Genomic DNA, 16,912 nt, shown 5'->3' with positions numbered 1-16,912 from the left:
AGTCTCCCGACTTTGAGCCTTGCTATCCCGCTAGCTCTGATTTACTTCGTTCGTTCGGCTGGAGCCTCGGGTGTAATCCGTGTTCTGTCCCGAATTTCCCTTCTACTCACTCCCCAATAATCAGGAATGTCCTTGCGCACTTTCTCCGCGCGACTGATTGCAGCGGCAGCCAGCAGTGAGGAGGGGCGATAGCTATCCGAAACGAGGACTACAGCGGAAATCAGGACGGCAAAAGCACACGCTATTTCCACGACATACTTTTGCCGGCGCGCCCGAAAAATTAACTAACTTTCCCTTCTAAATGAGCGGGTTTTACCTTGCTTGCGGGTCGCAATAAAACCCGTAGCGTACTGTCGTTGTTGAAATAGCTAAATGCCCAGTTGACAAAAATAGAGAGCTTGTTTTTGACCGATAAAATGAGCATGAGGTGAATAAACATCCATGCGAGCCACGCCAAGCGACCTTGAAAACTGAAATTCGGCAAATCGACTACCGCCTTGCGTTTTCCAATCGTAGCCATCGAACCTTTGTCGAAATACTCAAACTCAACTTTTTGCTTGCCTTGCAATTGGTTTTTAAGATTTTGGGCTAAGGCTTTGGCTTGCTGAATGGCTACACTTGCCACTTGCGGATGCGTGTTCGGATATTTTGGCGTAGTCATTCCCGCAATATCGCCCAAGGCGTAGATATTGTCGTAGTTCGGCAGTGCGTTGTAGCGGTTTACTACAAATCGGTTGCCGCGTGTACGCTCGGCGTTTTCCAATCCGCTGATCTGATTTGCCGTAATTCCGGCGGCCCAAATCACGTTTTTAGCAGCAATCGTTTCGCCCGATTTTAAGGTCACCATTTCGCCGTCGTAGTTCGTTACAAAACTCGACGTTTTCACGATAACACCTAAGTCTTCGAGATATTTCCTCGAAACCCGCTGACTATCAGCACTCATTACATCCAAGACATTAGCCGAACTTTCCAAAAGATAAACGGCCAATTTCGAAAAATCTTTATCCGGATAATCTTTCGGAAGTACGTTTTGCTTCATTTCTGCTAAAGCGCCAGCCAGCTCAACGCCGGTGGGTCCGCCGCCTACAATCACAAAGTTTAGCAAAGCTTGTAATTCCTCGGGTTTGGCAACGAGTGCATCTTCAAACGTTTGTAAAATGCGGTTGCGCAATTGTATGGCCTCAGGAACCGATTTCATGGGAAATGCATGCGATTCTAATTCCTTATTTCCGAAATAGTTCGTGGTACAACCGAGTGCCACAACGAGAATGTCGTACGGGAAGTCGGAAATAGACGTCTTTACCGTTTTGTTTTCGGTATCGATATGTCGGATTTCCGCAATGCGAATGCGCACGTTTTTTGAATGTTGAAAAACTTTGCGAAGCGGAAAAGATATTGACGCCGGCTCCAGTCGCGCCGATGCCACTTGATACATCAACGGTTGAAACTGGTGGTAGTTATTTTTGTCGATTAAAAGAACATCGTAATCAGTATTTTCGAGCTTTTGCGCAAGTTCTAAACCGGCGAAGCCTGCTCCGAGGATAACGACTCTTTGTTTCATGTCGAATAGTTTTCACAAAGATAAAACAGCCTGAAAAACTAATCTTCTCTGTTAACGTTTTGTATGGAAAAAGGCGGTGTACATACCGAGACGTATTCGCAAGGCTCGTCGAACGGATTGGAGTAGCGAATCCGATTTCCTTTTGGAATGAAAACCGATTCGTTGGCAGCTAATACGATTACGCCGGTTTCGGTTTCAATTTGTTTGCGTCCGGAAATGACTAAAGTATATTCGTCGAATTCGGGCGTTTGATGCGGTTCCGACCAGCCCGGCGGAGCCACCATGCGCGCCAGCGAGAGATTTCCAACGGCAAACGTAGCTAAACCAAAATGCTCGTCGATTATTTTACCGTCGGTCATCGGAACGCGAAACGGTTGTTTTTGTACGGTAATTTCACTCATTTCTTAAAGATAAAATAGACGGCTAAGATAATGCAAGCAAAGGCTGCAAGATGATTCCATTTTAAAGTTTCGTTTTTGAAAAAAAGCGTGGAGAAAACCACGAAAACCACTACTGTGATGACTTCTTGAATGACTTTTAACTGCATGAGACTAAACGGACCGCCGTTTTCTTGGTATCCAATTCGATTCGCAGGAACCTGAAAACAATACTCGAACAGGGCAAATCCCCATGAAATGAGTACGATGCTCATTAATCCGGGCGATTCGAGCCATTTCCATTCCTTGAATTTTAAATGACCGTACCAGGCAAACGTCATGAATACGTTCGCTACGAGTAGAAGTAAAACGGTGTAAACTGCTTTCATAAGATTACTTCAGGATTTTTGAAAGTATGCTAAAAGCACCGCGAATGAAAGTAGCGCTTGTTAAAACTTTAATGACTGATTTTGTGGTCTGACTCATCGGTTCGTCGGCTGATTCAGTATTTCTAGATTGCGGTTCTTCCACAGTTTCTTGCACTTGCTGCAAACGCTTTTCGAGAATTTCGTAGGCGCTTTCCGATTCGATGCGATCGCGGTATTTGGCGATGAGTTTTGATTGTGAAGCTAAAGAAACCAATTCACTGTCGGTTAAAACATTCATGCGGCTTTCGGGGGCACGTAACATTGTTGCAACGAGCGGTGTTGGAATACCTTTTTCGTTCAAGGCGGTCACAAACGCTTCGCCAATACCGAGTTGTGTGAGCATTTCAGCGGTATCGTAAAAACGGGTTTCGGGATAGTTTTCTGCGGTTGATTTTATAGCTTTCCGATCGTTGGCCGTGAAGGCACGTAAGGCGTGTTGAATCTTTAATCCCAATTGTGCGAGTACGGCCGCGGGAATGTCGGTCGGATTTTGTGTGATAAAGAAAATCCCGACGCCTTTCGATCGAATGAGCTTAATAATGGTTTCAATTTGATCCAAAAGTGTTTTGGAAGCTTCATTAAAAATGAGATGCGCTTCGTCGATAAACAAAACTAATTCGGGTTGGTCGAGGTCGCCGCGTTCGGGCAAATTTTGGTAGAGCTCGGCCAACAAACTCAACATAAATGTGGAGAAGAGCTTGGGTTTATCTTGTATGTCTTGAAGTCGTAAGATGTTGATGATCCCGCGTCCGGTTTCGTCGTGTCGCATGAGGTCGTTAACGTCGAAAGAAACTTCTCCGAAGAAAGAAGTCCCGCCTTGCTGTTCGAGTTCGATGATTTTTCGAAGAATAGTTCCTGTTGTTGAAGCAGCGATTTTTCCGTAAGAAGCTTCGATTTCTTCTTTTCCCTCTTCGGTAATGAATTGCAATACTTTTTTGAAATCTTGCAAATCGATGAGTCCCCATTTTTGGTCGTCGCAGTATTTGAAAATTACCGAAACCACTCCCGATTGGGTGTCGTTTAGCCCCAAAATCCGACTAAAAAGTACGGGTCCGAATTCGGAAACGGTTGCCCGAAGCGGAATGCCGGTATTTTCGGAGAGGGTGAGAAACTCTACAGGAAAACCGTTTGGATGGAAAGGAATTCCCAATTTGTTGTGACGCTCGGTGATAAAATCTTTGACTTCACCGGGCACAGCGATACCGCTGAAGTCGCCTTTGATGTCCATCATTAAAACGGGAACACTTTGTGCGCTTAGTTGTTCGCAAAGCACTTGTATGGTTTTTGTTTTTCCGGTTCCGGTAGCTCCTGCGATGAGTCCGTGGCGGTTAAACGTCTTTAATGGAATTTGAACTCCGGCTTCGGAAAGCACTTCACCTTGGAAAATTCCGGCGCCAATTTGGATGGCAGCACCTTTGAAAGTGTATCCGGTCTGTATTGTTTGTATAAAGTCTTGATTACTCATAATTTAGTTTTGTACAATAGATTTATTGGAATGGCGTTATAAAGGTGTAGGGTTTTTGTTGCAATTACAACGCAATGTTATATTATCATTAAATTAAGTCGTTTGTAGTTATTAAAATGAATGTTATTCTTGCAACTGACTTGCTAAAAAACAGCCATAAATGCAAAAATATCGGTTAAAATCCGAAAAAGTTTTGGTTCCTGTCGTCAAACTTTGATAATTTTTGCTGTTTAAAAAAATGCATTTTTGTTTTTTTATCTAAGCTAAAAATATAAATTTGTCGCTTTCATATATTGAAAAATTAACCTTTTTACTCAATAGTTACATAAGTACAAAAATTAAAAACTAAATTATTTTAAGATGGCAAATGCAACAAACGCTGGTGCAGCGAAGAAAGAATCAGGATCAAACGGTGGAAACCTCTTTTCCGCAATTGTAATTGTAGCCTGTATTGTAATTGGTACAATTATTTGGAAGTTTATCATGGGTAATCCAGATAACTTTGAAGGAGGCGACCCAGAAGGGCACCCGCTACCAGGAAACTACCTAGCAATGGTATACAAAGGAGGTAAAATTGTACCGGTTTTGATGGGATTATTGTTGATGGTACTTGTGTTCTCTATCGAGCGTTTCTTCGTGATTTCTAAGGCAGCTGGTACAGGAAACTTAGATAAGTTTATGAAGTCGGTTCAAACAAACATCAGCTCTGGAAACATTGATGGTGCTATTGCAGATTGCGACAAGCAGAAAGGTTCTGTAGCTAATGCAATTAAAGCAGCTCTTATCAAATACAACGAGGTGAAGAAAGAAGGTTTCGACAGCGAAGCAGCTACTGAGACCATTCAGAAAGAAATCGAAGAAGCTACTTCATTGGAAATGCCAATGTTGGAGAAAAACCTAACTATCTTGTCGACTTTGGTATCGTTAGGTACGCTTGCGGGTCTTCTTGGAACGGTAATGGGTATGATCACGGCGTTTGGTGCGTTAGCAACTTCAGGTACTCCAGACCAAGCAGCTCTTGCAAACGGTATCTCTGAAGCACTTATCAACACAGCAACAGGTATCTCTACATCTGCTCTTGCAATCATCACTTACAACTTCTTCACATCTAAAATCGATACATTAACGTATTCAATTGACGAAGCAGGTTCTACAATCGTAGCAACTTACAGAAGATTTAAAGGAAGCTTAAGAGGTTAATTTTTATAATATAATCTCAAAAAGATAAAAAATGGCTAAAGTTAAAATGTCAAAAAAGGTAACGGCAATCGACATGACTGCGATGTGCGACGTTGCGTTTTTATTGCTGACATTCTTTATCTTAACCGCAACGGCAAAACAACCCGAACCGCTACCGGTGGAAACACCAAACTCAACGGTTCAAGTAAAATTGCCTGATACAGATCTGGCTATCATCACAATTGGTGATAGTGGTAAGGTGTTCTTTGGTGTGAAAGCGCCAGACGTTCGAATTAAAACCTTAGAAGCGATCGCGGAAAAGTATAGACTGTCTTTTACTGAAGAAGAGAAAAAACGCTTCAGTTTGATGGAAGAGTTCGGAGTTCCTGCCAACCAGTTGAAAGTCTTGATTAACCTGACTTCATCGGAGCGCAACCAAAAAGGTTTGCAAAAAGGTATTCCGCACGATTCTCTAGATAACCAGTTGGCTGATTGGGTTCGTGCTGCGCGTAACGCAAATGCAGAAGTAAATCAGAAGCAACTAAACTTCGCTATCAAAGGCGATGCGAAAGAACAATATCCACAAATCAAAGAAGTGATGGATATTCTACAAAAGCAAGAAGTGAACAAGTTTAACTTGGTAACTGGCTTGAGAAGCGATAACTTTTAATAAGAAACTAAAATGGCTGAATTAAATACCGGCGGCGACGACGGCGGCAAAGGCAAAAAGAAAGTTCGCAGTAAGAAACAAAACTCGAAGGTTGACTTAACCGCGATGGTGGATTTAGCGTTCTTGTTGATCACCTTCTTCATGCTTACAACCTCTTTATCAAAACCTCAATCGATGGATTTAGGTATGCCTGATAAGGATGATAAGAATCAAGAGGAAATTAAAATTGCGCAAGAGCGTACCATGAACATCGTGATCGGTCCGGATGGAAAATTAAAAAGCTACATGGGGCAGTTAGATGAGCCTATCGAAGCTGTAAAAGATTTCACTTACGGTAAAGAAGGTATTCGCAAACAAATTCTTGAGAAGATGGTTTCCGTGCCGCAATTTATGGGTGATCCTAAAAAAGGATTGATCGTATTAATCAAAGCGGATAAGAAATCTACCTACAAGAATTTAGTCGATATCCTTGATGAAATGGCAATTTGTAAAGTACCAACTTATGCAATTGTCGATATCACCAAAGAAGAATCCGCTCTATTTAAATAATCTGTCTTACAGGCAAAATTGAAGTAGTTATGAAATTAGATATCTATAGACAGAAATGGCTCGACCTAGTTTTTGAAGGTCGAAACAAAGAATACGGAGCATACGAATTGCGCAAAAAGAATCCAAAAGTAACGATGCTTGCGCTACTTATCGGTGGCGTAGGTTTTATGGTTGCAGTTGGACTTCCCGGTTGGTTACCCGACGGAAAAGATGAGGAGGAAGAAGAGAAAGTAACTATGGTCGACATGGCTAAACTTGCTCCACCGCCGCCAGATAAACCTTTGGTTCCACCACCGCCACCGCCACCACCTGCTCCGAAAATCGATGAGGTGAAATTCGTTAAACCTAAAGTCGTTAAGAAGGAAGAAGTAGTTGAAGAAATTAAAACTATTGAAGAACTTAAAGACAAGAACGTTGGTGCAAAAGACGTTAAAGGTCAAGACGACGGACGTATCGTTATCGAAGAACCAAGTGGAGACGGCCCAGCCGATTCTAAAGTGGTTGAAGATAATACCGTATATAATGCCGTGGAGGTAAAACCGGAATTTCCAGGTGGACCAGCAAAATTCATGGAGTACATCAGAAAGAACTTCCGCGTACCGGAAGATCTTGAAAATGGCGGAAAAATTATCGTGCAGTTCGTTGTTGAAAAAGACGGATCGTTAACCGACATCAAAGTACTTCGTGACATTGGTAGCGGGACAAAAAATGAAGCCATGCGCGTAATCAAAAATTCTCCGAAATGGAAACCAGGTGTCCAAAATGGTAAAAACGTTCGTGTACTATATTCACAACCAATTACAATACAGGCGCCAGAATAGTGAACGCACTTAAAAATTCAAATGGTAAACCACAGAAATCGCTACATCAGCGATTTCTGTTATTTATAGGTGTTTTGTTTTTCGCAGCCTATCTCGTTTTAGGACTCATGATCATCTTCCTGAAATCGATTCCGTTTAACATTTCCGATAATTACCGAATCCTACTAGGTTCGGTGCTTATCATCTACGCCTTTTTCAGATTCATCAGATTGTTTCAACAATATAAGTAACACCATGAAGTCATTTTTCTATATCGCAATCCTTGCACTGACAATTGCTTGTGGTAATTCTAAAGAACCAACAACAGACACCATCCTTACTGGTAAGGCTAGTATTTTGGTAGAAAATTCTATGTTGCCTATTGTTGAAGAACAAGAACAAGTTTTTGAAAGCCAATATCAAGCTAATATTACGCTAATTCCCGCAACCGAATCGCAAATCAGCGCTAACATGTCGGCCGATAAAAATCGAATCGCATTTCTGCCACGCCGACTAACAGCTGCCGAAGAGCAGGCATTCAAGAAGAAAAACATCAACGGAAAAATCACTTTTTTTGCATTCGATGCCTTAGTCTTCTTCCAAGCAAGAACGGTTGCAGATACACTCCTAAAGGAAGAAGAAGTATACAATCTTGTAAAGTCGCAAACACAAACTGATAAGCGTTTGGTTTTTTGCAATGGCGATTTAAGTCTTTTGGAAAACATCAAACGCAAAGCAAACATCTCCAAACTGGAATCACCAAACGTTTCAGGTTTTGATACAGAAATGGATGTCGCTAATTATCTCCTAAAAAATGAGAATGCTATTGGTGTATTACCCTTAAATCGCGTACTTTCGCCATCTTTCGAGTTTGAGCAAATTTTGCCGAAACTTCGAGCCATGGCGGTAAAAAGTGTTAAAAAAACAGATAATCTTAAAAACTATTTTAAACCCAATCAGGCCAATATCGCCGAGGGTTTATATCCGTTTTCGAGAACGCTCTATCTGTTAAATTATCAAGGTCGCCCGGGTTTAGGTATGGGTTTTGCCTCATTTATCGCAGGAGACATCGGTCAGCGAATCGTTCTGAAATCAGGTTTGGTGCCAGTAACGATTCCTCCAAGAATAATTGCAACGAGAAAGAAAATTATCAAAAATTCAAATTAATTAGGTATGAACAAGATGAGATTATTTAGCATCGGATTAATCGCTCTAGCTAGCGGTGCCTTTGCACAAGATATCGAACAAGCTAAAAAAGCCATCGAAGCTGAACAGTTCGAAAAAGCTAAAAAGATGCTTAAAGCCGCTATTGCCGCTAAGCCAGATCAGGGTAAAGCATACCTAATTTTAGGAAACGTGTACCTGATGCAAAAAATTCAGGACTCTGCCGTAGCGACATTCAAAACAGGTATCACAGTTAAAACAAACCCAAATTTTAACTACATCGGTTTAGGTCAAGTCGACCTCGACAACAGCAACACATCTGGTGCGCTTGCTAACTTTAACAAAGCACTTGAAGTTGCCCGTAAAAAAGATTACGAAGAGTTGATGTACATCGGAAAAGCGTACACCCATTCAACCAATCCGGATTACAAAAAAGCCTTGGAGTACCTGAACAAAGCCAAAGAAATCGCTCCAACAAATCCGCAAGTACAATTAGCACTAGGCGACGCACTGCTTGGAGATAAAAACGTAAACGAAGCGTTTTCTGCTTACAGAAATGCCGCTGATACCGATCCAACGCTCCTTCGTGCCAAATTGCAGTTAGGTGTGCTTAAGAAAGGTTCTCGCGCATTCAATGAAGCAAAAGCCGATTTCGACAACATTCTCGCAGCTAACCCAAATTACGGGCCAGCTTACCGCGAACTTGCCGAAACCTACTACGTGTGGGCGCTAAACGATAAACCAAAGTACGCGGAATACAACAAGAAAGCGATCGAATACTACGAGAAGTATATGAGTATGACCGACTATTCCTTGGATTCAAGAATGCGTCATGCCGACTTCCTAGTACTTACCAAAGATTACAAAGGCCTCGAAGCTGAAGCATCTGCAATGCAAAAACTCGATAAAGTAAATCCAAGAATATTGCGCTACTTGGGTTACTCTGCTTACCAAAACGGAAATGTAGATGCTGCTATAACCGCATTAAACGACTTTTTCTCGAAAGATAAAGCCAAAATTATTGGTCGCGATTACCTGTACTTAGGTTTGGCTAAAACGCAAAAATCCTTAAAAACTACGCCAGGTGCAGATGGTAAAGATACCCACACCATCGAAGAACCGCTCTTTAATGCCGGTATCGCCGATATCCGCAAAGGTGTGGAAATGGACCCAGCAATGGCAAACGAACTGAACGATTTTGGTAAGAAATTCTTCGATCTTAAATTGTATAGAGAAGCAGCTGCGATCTATGAAATTGCAACAACCAACCCAAAATCGCGTAACTTCTTGTACGACAATTTCTACCTAGGATATGCTTTGTACTTCTCGAACGCTAATAAAGAAGAAGGTCAAATGGATATTCCAGCGCTTAAAAAAGCCGATACCGCTTTCGCAAACGTAATTGCCGAAAGTCCAAATACACAAGATGCTTACATCTACAAAGCACGCGTTAATTCTTTGATCCCGAACGATCCAGCTGCCGAAGCCGAAATGGTTAAAAACTACGAAGAGTACGTAAAAGTAGTTACCGCTAAAGGAGCTGCAGAAGTAGCCAAAGAATCAAACAAAAAGAAATTTATCGAGGCATACAACAACATCGGTATTGTTTACGCTAAAACCGATAAAGTGAAAGCTAAAGAATACTTCGAAAAAGTACTCGCACTCGATCCAGCCGACGAAACAGCACTCAATACCATTAAATTGCTGAAATAGTCTGAACGATTTTCACTGAAAAGCCGGTCGCAACGATCGGCTTTTTTTATGGATCGAAGTTTCTCATAAATACGCTCGTTCAAAGGATTAAAACCAAAGAATTGACCTATATTTGCAGGCTTTTTTACAACTATGGCACTACCTTCTGAAATACAAGAACAAGTGAATCTCGGTTTGCAATTACCGCTTATGGAGGCGTTTTATACCGTCCAAGGCGAAGGCTATCACACCGGAACTCCCGCGTATTTCATCCGTGTCGGTGGTTGCGATGTGGGTTGCCATTGGTGCGACGTTAAGGAAAGTTGGAACGCCGATTTACATCCGCCCACTTCCGTAGAAAATATCGTGGGCGAAGCCGCTCGATTCTCTAAAACCATTGTCGTTACGGGAGGTGAGCCGCTAATGTGGGACATGAATCCGCTTACCCATGCACTCAAAAACGCCGGCATGCAAATTCACATTGAAACCAGCGGCGCCTATGCACTTACTGGAAACTGGGACTGGATTTGCCTCTCGCCCAAGAAAACAAAACTGCCCGTTAATGAGGTGTATCAAAAAGCAAACGAATTAAAAGTTATCGTTTACAATAAAAACGATTTCAAATTTGCCGAAGAACAGGCCGCAAAAACCAATCCAAATGCGATACTCTTCTTGCAGCCCGAGTGGAGTAAACGCGATGAAATGACACCGCAAATCGTCGATTACGTGATGCAAAATCCCAAATGGCGCATCTCTTTGCAAACGCACAAATTCCTGAATATCCCTTAACGTACATTTCTAATTTGTTGGGCGGCATTTCGCGCTTTACACTACAAGTACGCAGTGCTCAAACCGCATTTCATCAAAATTGCGATGGCTTCTTAGGTCGCCCCGCATTTTTGTAAACTGCTGGTTTTCGCACTTTGCGCGCTATCCGTTGCAATCGCGGCCGCGGCAATCGTTACCCACAAATCGTTTCCTTACTCCAATTCCTTGAGCAATGCCGATACCGATGCCTCCGTTTCGGTTAACTTCGCCTTGCAGATTTTTATCAATAAGCCGGCGCGCGCCACTTTTTCCGACAGCACGTCAACGGCAATTTCCCCGCGTTCCATCTCCAAAACCAAGCGATTTAACTCTTCGAATGCTTCCGTATAGGTAATTTCAACTTGCTTCGTTTTCATTTTTTTCAATCAATTTCGTTTGTACTGTGCCGTCATAAAGTTCGATTTCCAATTCCTGACCGGATTTCAACTTCTTAGCCGACGTAATTATTTTTCCGTTTCCACGAATCAAAGCAAAACCGCGTTGCAACACCGACCGCGGATGCAAAACTGCAACTGTTCGCTCCAAATGCGTTAACTCCTGCTGCTGCATTTCGAGTTTTCGAACCGATTTCTCGGCAACTTGCCCAGCAAATTGAGTCAACTTCCCGCGATGGTTTCCCACCATTCTTTCGGTCGAGAGAGTAATGCGGTACTGCTGTTCGCGCAGCGCCAACGAACTGCGTTGAAGCTGTTTTCCAGTATTGGCTTTAAAGGTTTCCGACTGCCGTTGCAAATGCACCAACAACCGTGCAGTAAACAGTTTCGTTGCCGCAACTAGTGATCTTTGGTTCGCATCGATTTTTTGTTTGTTTTCGCGCACGATTTTTTCCGTTAACACGCGAATTTTCTCTTTAGCTCGTGCAATCTCGTCATCAAAACGCCTGTACTGCTGTAATAGTAACTCGGCAAGTTTAGTGGGCGTAATGGCGTTGGTATGTGCAACCAGTTCGGTTACGGTTAAGTTAGTCGCATGTCCAATTCCGGTTAAAACAGGCAGCGGAAAAGTAGCTACCGCCCGCGAAAGTTCGTAATTGTTGTAACAACTTAAACCTACATCGCCGCCACCACCGCGAATAATGGCCACCGCATCGAACTCCTGTGGCGTTTTTGCAATCTCTCGCAATTGCTGCTGTATGCCCGTTACCGCCTGCTCGCCTTGTAAAATCGATGGGAACAAGCGTAAATCAAAATAATATTTTTCGCTCGATTTCGCTAAAATTTGCAGAAAATCGGCGTATCCTTTCGAACTTTCTACCGAAATTATAGCTAATCGTTTCGGCACCAAAGGCAGTGTTTTTCTTTTGTTCGATTCATAAATACCTTCCTTTTTAAGTTTGGCAAGTGTCAGGTTTTTCTCTGCTTCTAAATCGCCTAAACTGTATTTCGGATCGATTGCTTTGATTTGCAAACTCAAACCGTACATGCCGTCGAAAACAACTTTTACCAGCATAAGTACTTTAATGCCGTCTCGAATGGGTTCGTTTAGTAATTCTAGAAACGTACTGTTGGCTGTGTCAAAATCGCTTTTCCACATTTGCCCGCGAAACTGCGCGACGACTTTTCCGTCTTTCTTTTCTACTAATTCTGGATACGCATGTCCGGAATGCGGGTAATAATTGAGTTTGTTTATTTCTGCTACCACCCAATAGCGTCCGGTATATTTTTTTTCAATGACCGATTTTAGGCTGTTGCCCAAATCGGTGAGTGTATATGTTTTTGCAGCTGTTTCCATCAGCAAATAGCCCAATTAATTTTTGCCAAATAATCGTGGTGTTTTCCTTCAAAAACGCGTTCGGCAAGTAGCCCAACCGATTCGGCTTTTTCGCGTAAGGTTTCAAAATCAACGTACAGCCATTTAAACGATTCCCGATTTCCGCGGTAACTCAAATGATAGTCGAGTTCTCCGTAGTAAGACTCTCCGTTTAATATCGATTCCGCATCCTCTTCGTCTGCAAACATGTAGGCTAAGTCGCTACTGTCGAGCAAAATTTGGCCGCCAGGCGTTAGTTTTTGGGCAATTTGCTGTAAGAAAAGAGACAAATTGTCTAAGGTTCCGGCCAAACCGCTGCCGTTCATCAGTATTAAAACCGTATCAAAACTAGAGTCGGGAAAGTCGGTTATTGTACCCAAATGTGTTTGCAGTACGCCTCGTGCTGTTGCTATTCGAATCATGTGCTCGGACCGGTCGCAAGCCACAACGTTTTCGCCTTTTTCTTGTAAATACAAGCTATGCGAACCGCCGCCACAGCCTAAGTCGAGTATGCGTCCGCAGCATCGTGCCAAAGCATCGCGTTCTAATGCGGGCATTTGCAAGCTATCGCGCAGCAAATATTTCATAGAAATGCGATCGGCAGCCGAAATAGATGTCGACGCGTACAAAGGAAATTTCTTTTTGTGGAAAAAGAAATCCGACAAAGCTGAACCAAATAAATCTGTCAATGGATGAGAATTTGCTGGCGCCGTCTTAAATTAGCGCAAAAATTAACCTTGGAGTCATTCGAAAAAACGGCCCGCGAAAGATTTAGTGAAAATAAAAAATATCTTTCAAAGTTAAAAAAGAAAGCACCGGCAAAATTAGATTCGGTGATGCAGCAATTGCACGATGCCGAATTTAAACGCACCGATTGCTTGACCTGCGCCAATTGTTGTAAAACAACCGGGCCGCTTTTTACCAAATCGGATGTGGAGCGGATTGCAAAAGTACTTCGTTTGAAACCAGCTGCATTTGAGCAACAGTATTTACGCACCGATGAAGATGGCGATTTGGTTTTGCAACAAGTGCCTTGCGTGTTTTTGGATGCCGAAAATTATTGTACCATTTACGAACACCGCCCGAAAGCGTGTCGCGAATATCCGCATACCGATCGGCCGAAGTTTCATCAAATTACCGAACTCACGGCACAAAATACCTTGGTTTGTCCGGCCACGTTGCGTATCGTCGAGGCATTAAAACAAAAGTTACCGCTGTAAGTTTTATACAAACAAATCCTCTTCGTGGAATTGCAAGTAATCTTCGGTTGCTTGTCGGCCACCAATGAAATCGACTAGTTTGTCGATAGCGGTTTGCAAATACGCCAATATTTGTTGTACCCACGATTTAGCGATTTCGAAATACGTGAGACCAATTTCAATGTAGTAATTAATTTGGTCGACAAACGCATGGAGTTTATCCATAAGATTGAGTAGGAAATCTGCTTTTTTCATAGCTGTAACGGTTTGATATGTTAGCAAATTACTCATTCGTTTTTAGGCATCCTATTAGATTAGTGATACTTTAACACGGAACGTTCTCTGTGCACGATTTCGCACAAGGGATGGCAACGAAAATAAAACCGATTAGGCGCTATTGAAGCCCGAATTTGGGTGGCGACCAGCGGAAGCCGACCGAATGCGTTGGCTGAAACAGCGCCCAAGCGGTTTTATTGCAGTGTACAGCCCGACCTGCCGCATGCGCTTCGATGAGTTTTCATGCGGCAGGATGTGCCCAAAAAAAACTACAGCGAAGCCGATTGATAAATGAGGTATTTCTGGCGCTGATTCTTGAATTCGATTAAGCCGCTTTCCCAGGTCGCGCGAATTTCGGACGCCGACATGCCGCTCTCGATTTGTTGCTGCAATTTGGCAGTTCCGGCCAGACGCTCGAAATACGACGTAAAGAATTTCGATTTGTCGGGCGTGTCTTTGTAGGCCTGAATGAGCCATTTCAGCTCCAAACGATCGATAAACGGATGTTCGGTTAAATCTTCACCATAACAATCTTTTCCATTGTACGGCGGATTTTTACTTCCCAAATTCGGCTCGGGCGTGAAGCAAAACGTGTAATTTGTGAGGTACGGCGAGCCAAAAATTTGAAACTGCTTGTTGGTACCGCGACCCACGCTTACATTGGTGCCTTCGAACAAGCAAAGCGAAGCATATAAGTTGATAGACAAATCGTTAGGTAGGTTAGGCGAGGGGCGAACCGGCAACGAATACGGCATGTCGCGCAGGTAACCCGAACACGCAATTACATACAGCATGCATTTCTTTCCGTTTGCCAACCAGCCTTCGCCGTTGATCATGCGGGCGTATTCGCCGATGGTCATTCCGTGCAAAACCGGCACCGGATGCATGCCTACAAACGATTTTTTTTCGGGCTCGAGTATGGGTCCGTCGACAATCTTCCCGTTCGGATTCGGACGGTCAAGAACCACTACGGCGATGCCTTTTTCGGCACAGGCTTCCATTAAATAGTGCAAGCTACTGATGTACGTGTAAAAGCGCACGCCAACGTCTTGCAGATCGAAAACCATAATGTCGATGCCATCGAGTTGCTCCGGAGTAGGTTTCTTTTTGTCGCCGTACAGCGAGATGATCGGTAGATTTGTTTTGGAGTCTTTGCCGTCGGAGATGAGTTCGCCGTTGTCGGCTGTACCTCTAAAACCGTGTTCGGGCGCGTAAATTTTCGTGAGATTTACGTTTTTTTCAATGAGGAAATCAACCAAGTTTTTGCCTTCCACCACAGCCGATTGGTTGGTGAGTACGCCCACGCGCTTGCCTTCGAGTAGTTTGCTGTAGCCATTGAAATTGAGTGCACCTACACCAAATATTTCGGTTGGAGGTTCCTGCGTAACGATACTTTCAATGATTTCGGGTTCTTTAACAACAGTATTTACGTGCAGCGGTTTTGCTGCAAGGGTAGTTTTTGCGGTTGTGCATGAATAGTTTAGCATCAGCAATAGCAGGGCCGAAGCTAGAGTCTTGGCGTTTTTGTGTACTTTCGGGAAAATCGATCTCGTGTTCAAGGCAGTTTTGGCTAATTTTATCGCGAATTTAAATAGTGCTTCTAGTGAATACGCCATTGTTTATCGCATCTAGACTCGTCAAATCAAAAGGGCGTAAAAATAGTATATCTGGTCCTATAATTAAAATTGCAATTTCAGCAATTGCGATTAGCATGCTGATGATGGTAGTTTCGATTGCCAGCGGCATTGGTTTGCAACGTAAAATCAGAGAGAAAATTGCGGCGTTTAATGGGCATATCTCGATTTCAAATTTTGATGAGAACGAGAGTAAGGTGTCGGTAAATCCGATATCTACCAAGCAAACGTTTTATCCAAAGTTCACTGCCATACCCGAAGTCACGCATATTCAGGGTGTAGCTACCAAAGCGGGAATAATACGTACACCGAAAGCTTTCGAGGGCATTGTGTTTAAAGGCGTTGGTGCTGATTTTAAGTGGGATAATTTTGATGAGTACCTTGTTGCCGGTAGGTTGCCGAAGTACATCAGTGCAATGAGCAACGAAGTTTTGTTGTCGGAATATCTCGCAAACCGATTGGGATTAAAAGTGGGTTCAAAGTTTGTGACTTTTTTCATGCGCGATTCGGCAGCTACACAACCATTTCGGCGCAGCTTCAATGTCGTAGGAATTTACAATAGCGGATTCAAAGATTTTGATCAATCGTATGTCATTGGCGATTTGAAGCACATTCAGCGCATGAATAAATGGAGTGCCGATCAAGTAGGCAATTTTGAGTTGTTTGTTTCCGACTTTGATCGTTTAAAGGAAATAGGCGAATCGGTGTACGAGGAAATTCCGTCGACACTCAATGCGGTTACGATTTTAAAGAGCCACAGTTTTTTATTCGAATGGATGGCTTTATTCGACTTTAATATTATGCTGATTATTGGCTTTATGGTTGTCGTGTGTAGCATTAATATGAGTGTAGCTTTATTGGTGCTCATTTTAGAAAAAACGAAATTAGTGGGCATGCTAAAAGCTTTAGGTGCGGGCAATTGGTTTATTCGAAAAGTTTTTATTTACCAAGCCTTTTTCTTGATTGGTCGCGGTTTGCTCATTGGCAATGCTCTTGGTTTATTGGCGGTTGGTTTGCAATATTATTTTGGACTTGTGGAGTTAAATCCCGACAGTTACTACGTTAAAGTGGCGCCGGTCTTTTTAAATGTACCGCTTATTTTACTGGTTAATCTGCTTACAATTGGCGTTTGTTTGTTGGTTTTAGTGGTTCCGTCTTATTTAATTACCAAGATTTCACCGGTTAAGGCCATTACTTATTCCTAGTTTTTCTTCTTTTTTTAGGGCAGCCCCTCGCCAGTTTAGTGGAAATAATGGAGAGGCTTCGGGCCGGGCCTTTCACTTCAAGCGCGTTTGTTTCAAACCGTTCGGCATCGCTGCGGCGGGGCTTCTGAGGTCGCCG

At 42.9% G+C, this 16,912-nt stretch carries 19 protein-coding genes; 10 read left to right on the top strand and 9 right to left on the bottom strand.

What is annotated here, in order from left to right:
• Window positions 1–280: 280 nt before the first annotated feature.
• Genes Q0064_RS01080 through Q0064_RS01065 form a run of 4 tightly spaced genes read right to left on the bottom strand, consistent with a single transcriptional unit; the run spans window position 281 to window position 3,831 of the window.
• Complete coding sequence (locus tag Q0064_RS01080; RefSeq protein WP_298142988.1) at window positions 281–1,561, bottom strand: NAD(P)/FAD-dependent oxidoreductase; 1,281 nt, start codon at window positions 1,559–1,561, stop codon at window positions 281–283.
• Between the two features lie 38 nt (window positions 1,562–1,599).
• Window positions 1,600–1,962: a cupin domain-containing protein gene (locus Q0064_RS01075; RefSeq protein ID WP_298142986.1), complete on the bottom strand. Its 363-nt coding sequence runs from the start codon at window positions 1,960–1,962 to the stop codon at window positions 1,600–1,602.
• Window positions 1,959–2,327 (bottom strand): DMT family protein, encoded by a 369-nt coding sequence (locus Q0064_RS01070; RefSeq protein ID WP_298142983.1) that lies wholly within the window; start codon window positions 2,325–2,327, stop codon window positions 1,959–1,961. The genes Q0064_RS01075 and Q0064_RS01070 overlap by 4 nt, the downstream gene beginning before the upstream one ends.
• 4 nt (window positions 2,328–2,331) lie before the next feature.
• The gene (locus tag Q0064_RS01065) at window positions 2,332–3,831 is read right to left on the bottom strand and encodes a helicase HerA-like domain-containing protein (protein WP_298142980.1); all 1,500 of its coding nucleotides are present in this window, start codon (window positions 3,829–3,831) and stop codon (window positions 2,332–2,334) included.
• Window positions 3,832–4,191: 360 nt separating this feature from the next.
• Between Q0064_RS01065 and Q0064_RS01060 the strand changes: the two genes are divergently transcribed.
• The 8 genes from Q0064_RS01060 (at window position 4,192) to Q0064_RS01025 (ending at window position 10,674) form a co-directional block, all read left to right on the top strand.
• The gene (locus Q0064_RS01060; RefSeq protein WP_298142977.1) at window positions 4,192–5,031 is read left to right on the top strand and encodes a MotA/TolQ/ExbB proton channel family protein; all 840 of its coding nucleotides are present in this window, start codon (window positions 4,192–4,194) and stop codon (window positions 5,029–5,031) included.
• 31 nt (window positions 5,032–5,062) lie between these two features.
• On the top strand, window positions 5,063–5,680 hold the full coding sequence (locus Q0064_RS01055) for a biopolymer transporter ExbD (protein WP_298142975.1): 618 nt from the start codon (window positions 5,063–5,065) through the stop codon (window positions 5,678–5,680).
• A gap of 12 nt (window positions 5,681–5,692) precedes the next feature.
• Window positions 5,693–6,229, top strand: a complete 537-nt coding sequence (locus Q0064_RS01050) for a biopolymer transporter ExbD (RefSeq protein WP_298142973.1) — start codon at window positions 5,693–5,695, stop codon at window positions 6,227–6,229.
• Window positions 6,230–6,258: 29 nt separating this feature from the next.
• Window positions 6,259–7,050 carry an energy transducer TonB gene (locus Q0064_RS01045; RefSeq protein WP_298142970.1) on the top strand — a complete coding sequence of 264 codons (792 nt, stop codon included), beginning with the start codon at window positions 6,259–6,261 and terminating at the stop codon, window positions 7,048–7,050.
• Window positions 7,050–7,280 carry a hypothetical protein gene (locus Q0064_RS01040; protein ID WP_298142967.1) on the top strand — a complete coding sequence of 77 codons (231 nt, stop codon included), beginning with the start codon at window positions 7,050–7,052 and terminating at the stop codon, window positions 7,278–7,280. The genes Q0064_RS01045 and Q0064_RS01040 overlap by 1 nt, the downstream gene beginning before the upstream one ends.
• A gap of 4 nt (window positions 7,281–7,284) precedes the next feature.
• Window positions 7,285–8,196, top strand: a complete 912-nt coding sequence (locus tag Q0064_RS01035; protein WP_298142963.1) for a substrate-binding domain-containing protein — start codon at window positions 7,285–7,287, stop codon at window positions 8,194–8,196.
• Between the two features lie 6 nt (window positions 8,197–8,202).
• A complete protein-coding gene (locus Q0064_RS01030; RefSeq protein WP_298142960.1) occupies window positions 8,203–9,906 on the top strand; it encodes a tetratricopeptide repeat protein in 1,704 nt (567 codons plus the stop codon).
• A 132-nt stretch (window positions 9,907–10,038) separates the two neighbouring features.
• Window positions 10,039–10,674 (top strand): 7-carboxy-7-deazaguanine synthase QueE, encoded by a 636-nt coding sequence (locus Q0064_RS01025; protein WP_298142958.1) that lies wholly within the window; start codon window positions 10,039–10,041, stop codon window positions 10,672–10,674.
• Between the two features lie 191 nt (window positions 10,675–10,865).
• Here Q0064_RS01025 and xseB read toward each other — a convergent pair whose 3' ends face one another.
• From xseB to Q0064_RS01010, 3 genes are read right to left on the bottom strand one after another with little or no spacing between them, the layout of a single operon-like run.
• On the bottom strand, window positions 10,866–11,069 hold the full coding sequence (gene xseB / locus Q0064_RS01020; protein ID WP_298142956.1) for an exodeoxyribonuclease VII small subunit: 204 nt from the start codon (window positions 11,067–11,069) through the stop codon (window positions 10,866–10,868).
• The gene (gene xseA, locus Q0064_RS01015; RefSeq protein WP_298142953.1) at window positions 11,050–12,444 is read right to left on the bottom strand and encodes an exodeoxyribonuclease VII large subunit; all 1,395 of its coding nucleotides are present in this window, start codon (window positions 12,442–12,444) and stop codon (window positions 11,050–11,052) included. Before xseA ends, xseB begins: the two co-directional genes overlap by 20 nt.
• Window positions 12,444–13,151, bottom strand: a complete 708-nt coding sequence (locus Q0064_RS01010) for a class I SAM-dependent methyltransferase (protein ID WP_298142951.1) — start codon at window positions 13,149–13,151, stop codon at window positions 12,444–12,446. The genes xseA and Q0064_RS01010 overlap by 1 nt, the downstream gene beginning before the upstream one ends.
• Window positions 13,152–13,154: 3 nt before the next feature.
• Here Q0064_RS01010 and Q0064_RS01005 point away from each other — a divergent pair, with 3 nt between their 5' ends.
• Window positions 13,155–13,682, top strand: coding sequence for a YkgJ family cysteine cluster protein (locus Q0064_RS01005; RefSeq protein ID WP_298142948.1), 528 nt, complete (start codon window positions 13,155–13,157; stop codon window positions 13,680–13,682).
• Between the two features lie 3 nt (window positions 13,683–13,685).
• Here the strand turns inward: Q0064_RS01005 and Q0064_RS01000 are convergent, their stop codons facing one another.
• Both Q0064_RS01000 and Q0064_RS00995 read right to left on the bottom strand, forming a co-directional pair.
• On the bottom strand, window positions 13,686–13,916 hold the full coding sequence (locus Q0064_RS01000; protein WP_094486009.1) for a hypothetical protein: 231 nt from the start codon (window positions 13,914–13,916) through the stop codon (window positions 13,686–13,688).
• A gap of 290 nt (window positions 13,917–14,206) precedes the next feature.
• Entirely contained in the window at window positions 14,207–15,553 is a 1,347-nt protein-coding gene (locus Q0064_RS00995; protein ID WP_298142941.1) for a DUF1343 domain-containing protein, read from the bottom strand.
• Between Q0064_RS00995 and Q0064_RS00990 the strand changes: the two genes are divergently transcribed.
• Window positions 15,541–16,776, top strand: a complete 1,236-nt coding sequence (locus tag Q0064_RS00990) for an FtsX-like permease family protein (protein ID WP_298142938.1) — start codon at window positions 15,541–15,543, stop codon at window positions 16,774–16,776. The genes Q0064_RS00995 and Q0064_RS00990 overlap by 13 nt on opposite strands.
• Window positions 16,777–16,912 lie beyond the last annotated feature (136 nt).

Source organism: Flavobacterium sp., from assembly GCF_027490375.1.
Lineage (GTDB): Bacteria > Bacteroidota > Bacteroidia > Flavobacteriales > Flavobacteriaceae > Flavobacterium.
The sequence above is the reverse complement of the archived record's forward strand: the minus strand, read 5'-3'. Positions and strand labels throughout refer to the sequence as shown.

Coding starts and splice junctions, on each gene's coding strand:
- Q0064_RS01060 (WP_298142977.1), top strand. CDS start 4,192: ATGGCAAATGCAACAAACGCTGGTGCAGCGAAGAAAGAATCAGGATCA.
- Q0064_RS01045 (WP_298142970.1), top strand. CDS start 6,259: ATGAAATTAGATATCTATAGACAGAAATGGCTCGACCTAGTTTTTGAA.
- Q0064_RS01080 (WP_298142988.1), bottom strand. CDS start 1,561: ATGAAACAAAGAGTCGTTATCCTCGGAGCAGGCTTCGCCGGTTTAGAA.
- Q0064_RS01030 (WP_298142960.1), top strand. CDS start 8,203: ATGAACAAGATGAGATTATTTAGCATCGGATTAATCGCTCTAGCTAGC.
- Q0064_RS01070 (WP_298142983.1), bottom strand. CDS start 2,327: ATGAAAGCAGTTTACACCGTTTTACTTCTACTCGTAGCGAACGTATTC.
- Q0064_RS01075 (WP_298142986.1), bottom strand. CDS start 1,962: ATGAGTGAAATTACCGTACAAAAACAACCGTTTCGCGTTCCGATGACC.
- Q0064_RS01050 (WP_298142973.1), top strand. CDS start 5,693: ATGGCTGAATTAAATACCGGCGGCGACGACGGCGGCAAAGGCAAAAAG.
- Q0064_RS01065 (WP_298142980.1), bottom strand. CDS start 3,831: ATGAGTAATCAAGACTTTATACAAACAATACAGACCGGATACACTTTC.
- Q0064_RS01025 (WP_298142958.1), top strand. CDS start 10,039: ATGGCACTACCTTCTGAAATACAAGAACAAGTGAATCTCGGTTTGCAA.
- Q0064_RS01005 (WP_298142948.1), top strand. CDS start 13,155: ATGAGAATTTGCTGGCGCCGTCTTAAATTAGCGCAAAAATTAACCTTG.
- Q0064_RS01035 (WP_298142963.1), top strand. CDS start 7,285: ATGAAGTCATTTTTCTATATCGCAATCCTTGCACTGACAATTGCTTGT.
- Q0064_RS01055 (WP_298142975.1), top strand. CDS start 5,063: ATGGCTAAAGTTAAAATGTCAAAAAAGGTAACGGCAATCGACATGACT.
- xseB (WP_298142956.1), bottom strand. CDS start 11,069: ATGAAAACGAAGCAAGTTGAAATTACCTATACGGAAGCATTCGAAGAG.
- Q0064_RS00995 (WP_298142941.1), bottom strand. CDS start 15,553: ATGGCGTATTCACTAGAAGCACTATTTAAATTCGCGATAAAATTAGCC.
- Q0064_RS01000 (WP_094486009.1), bottom strand. CDS start 13,916: ATGAAAAAAGCAGATTTCCTACTCAATCTTATGGATAAACTCCATGCG.
- xseA (WP_298142953.1), bottom strand. CDS start 12,444: ATGGAAACAGCTGCAAAAACATATACACTCACCGATTTGGGCAACAGC.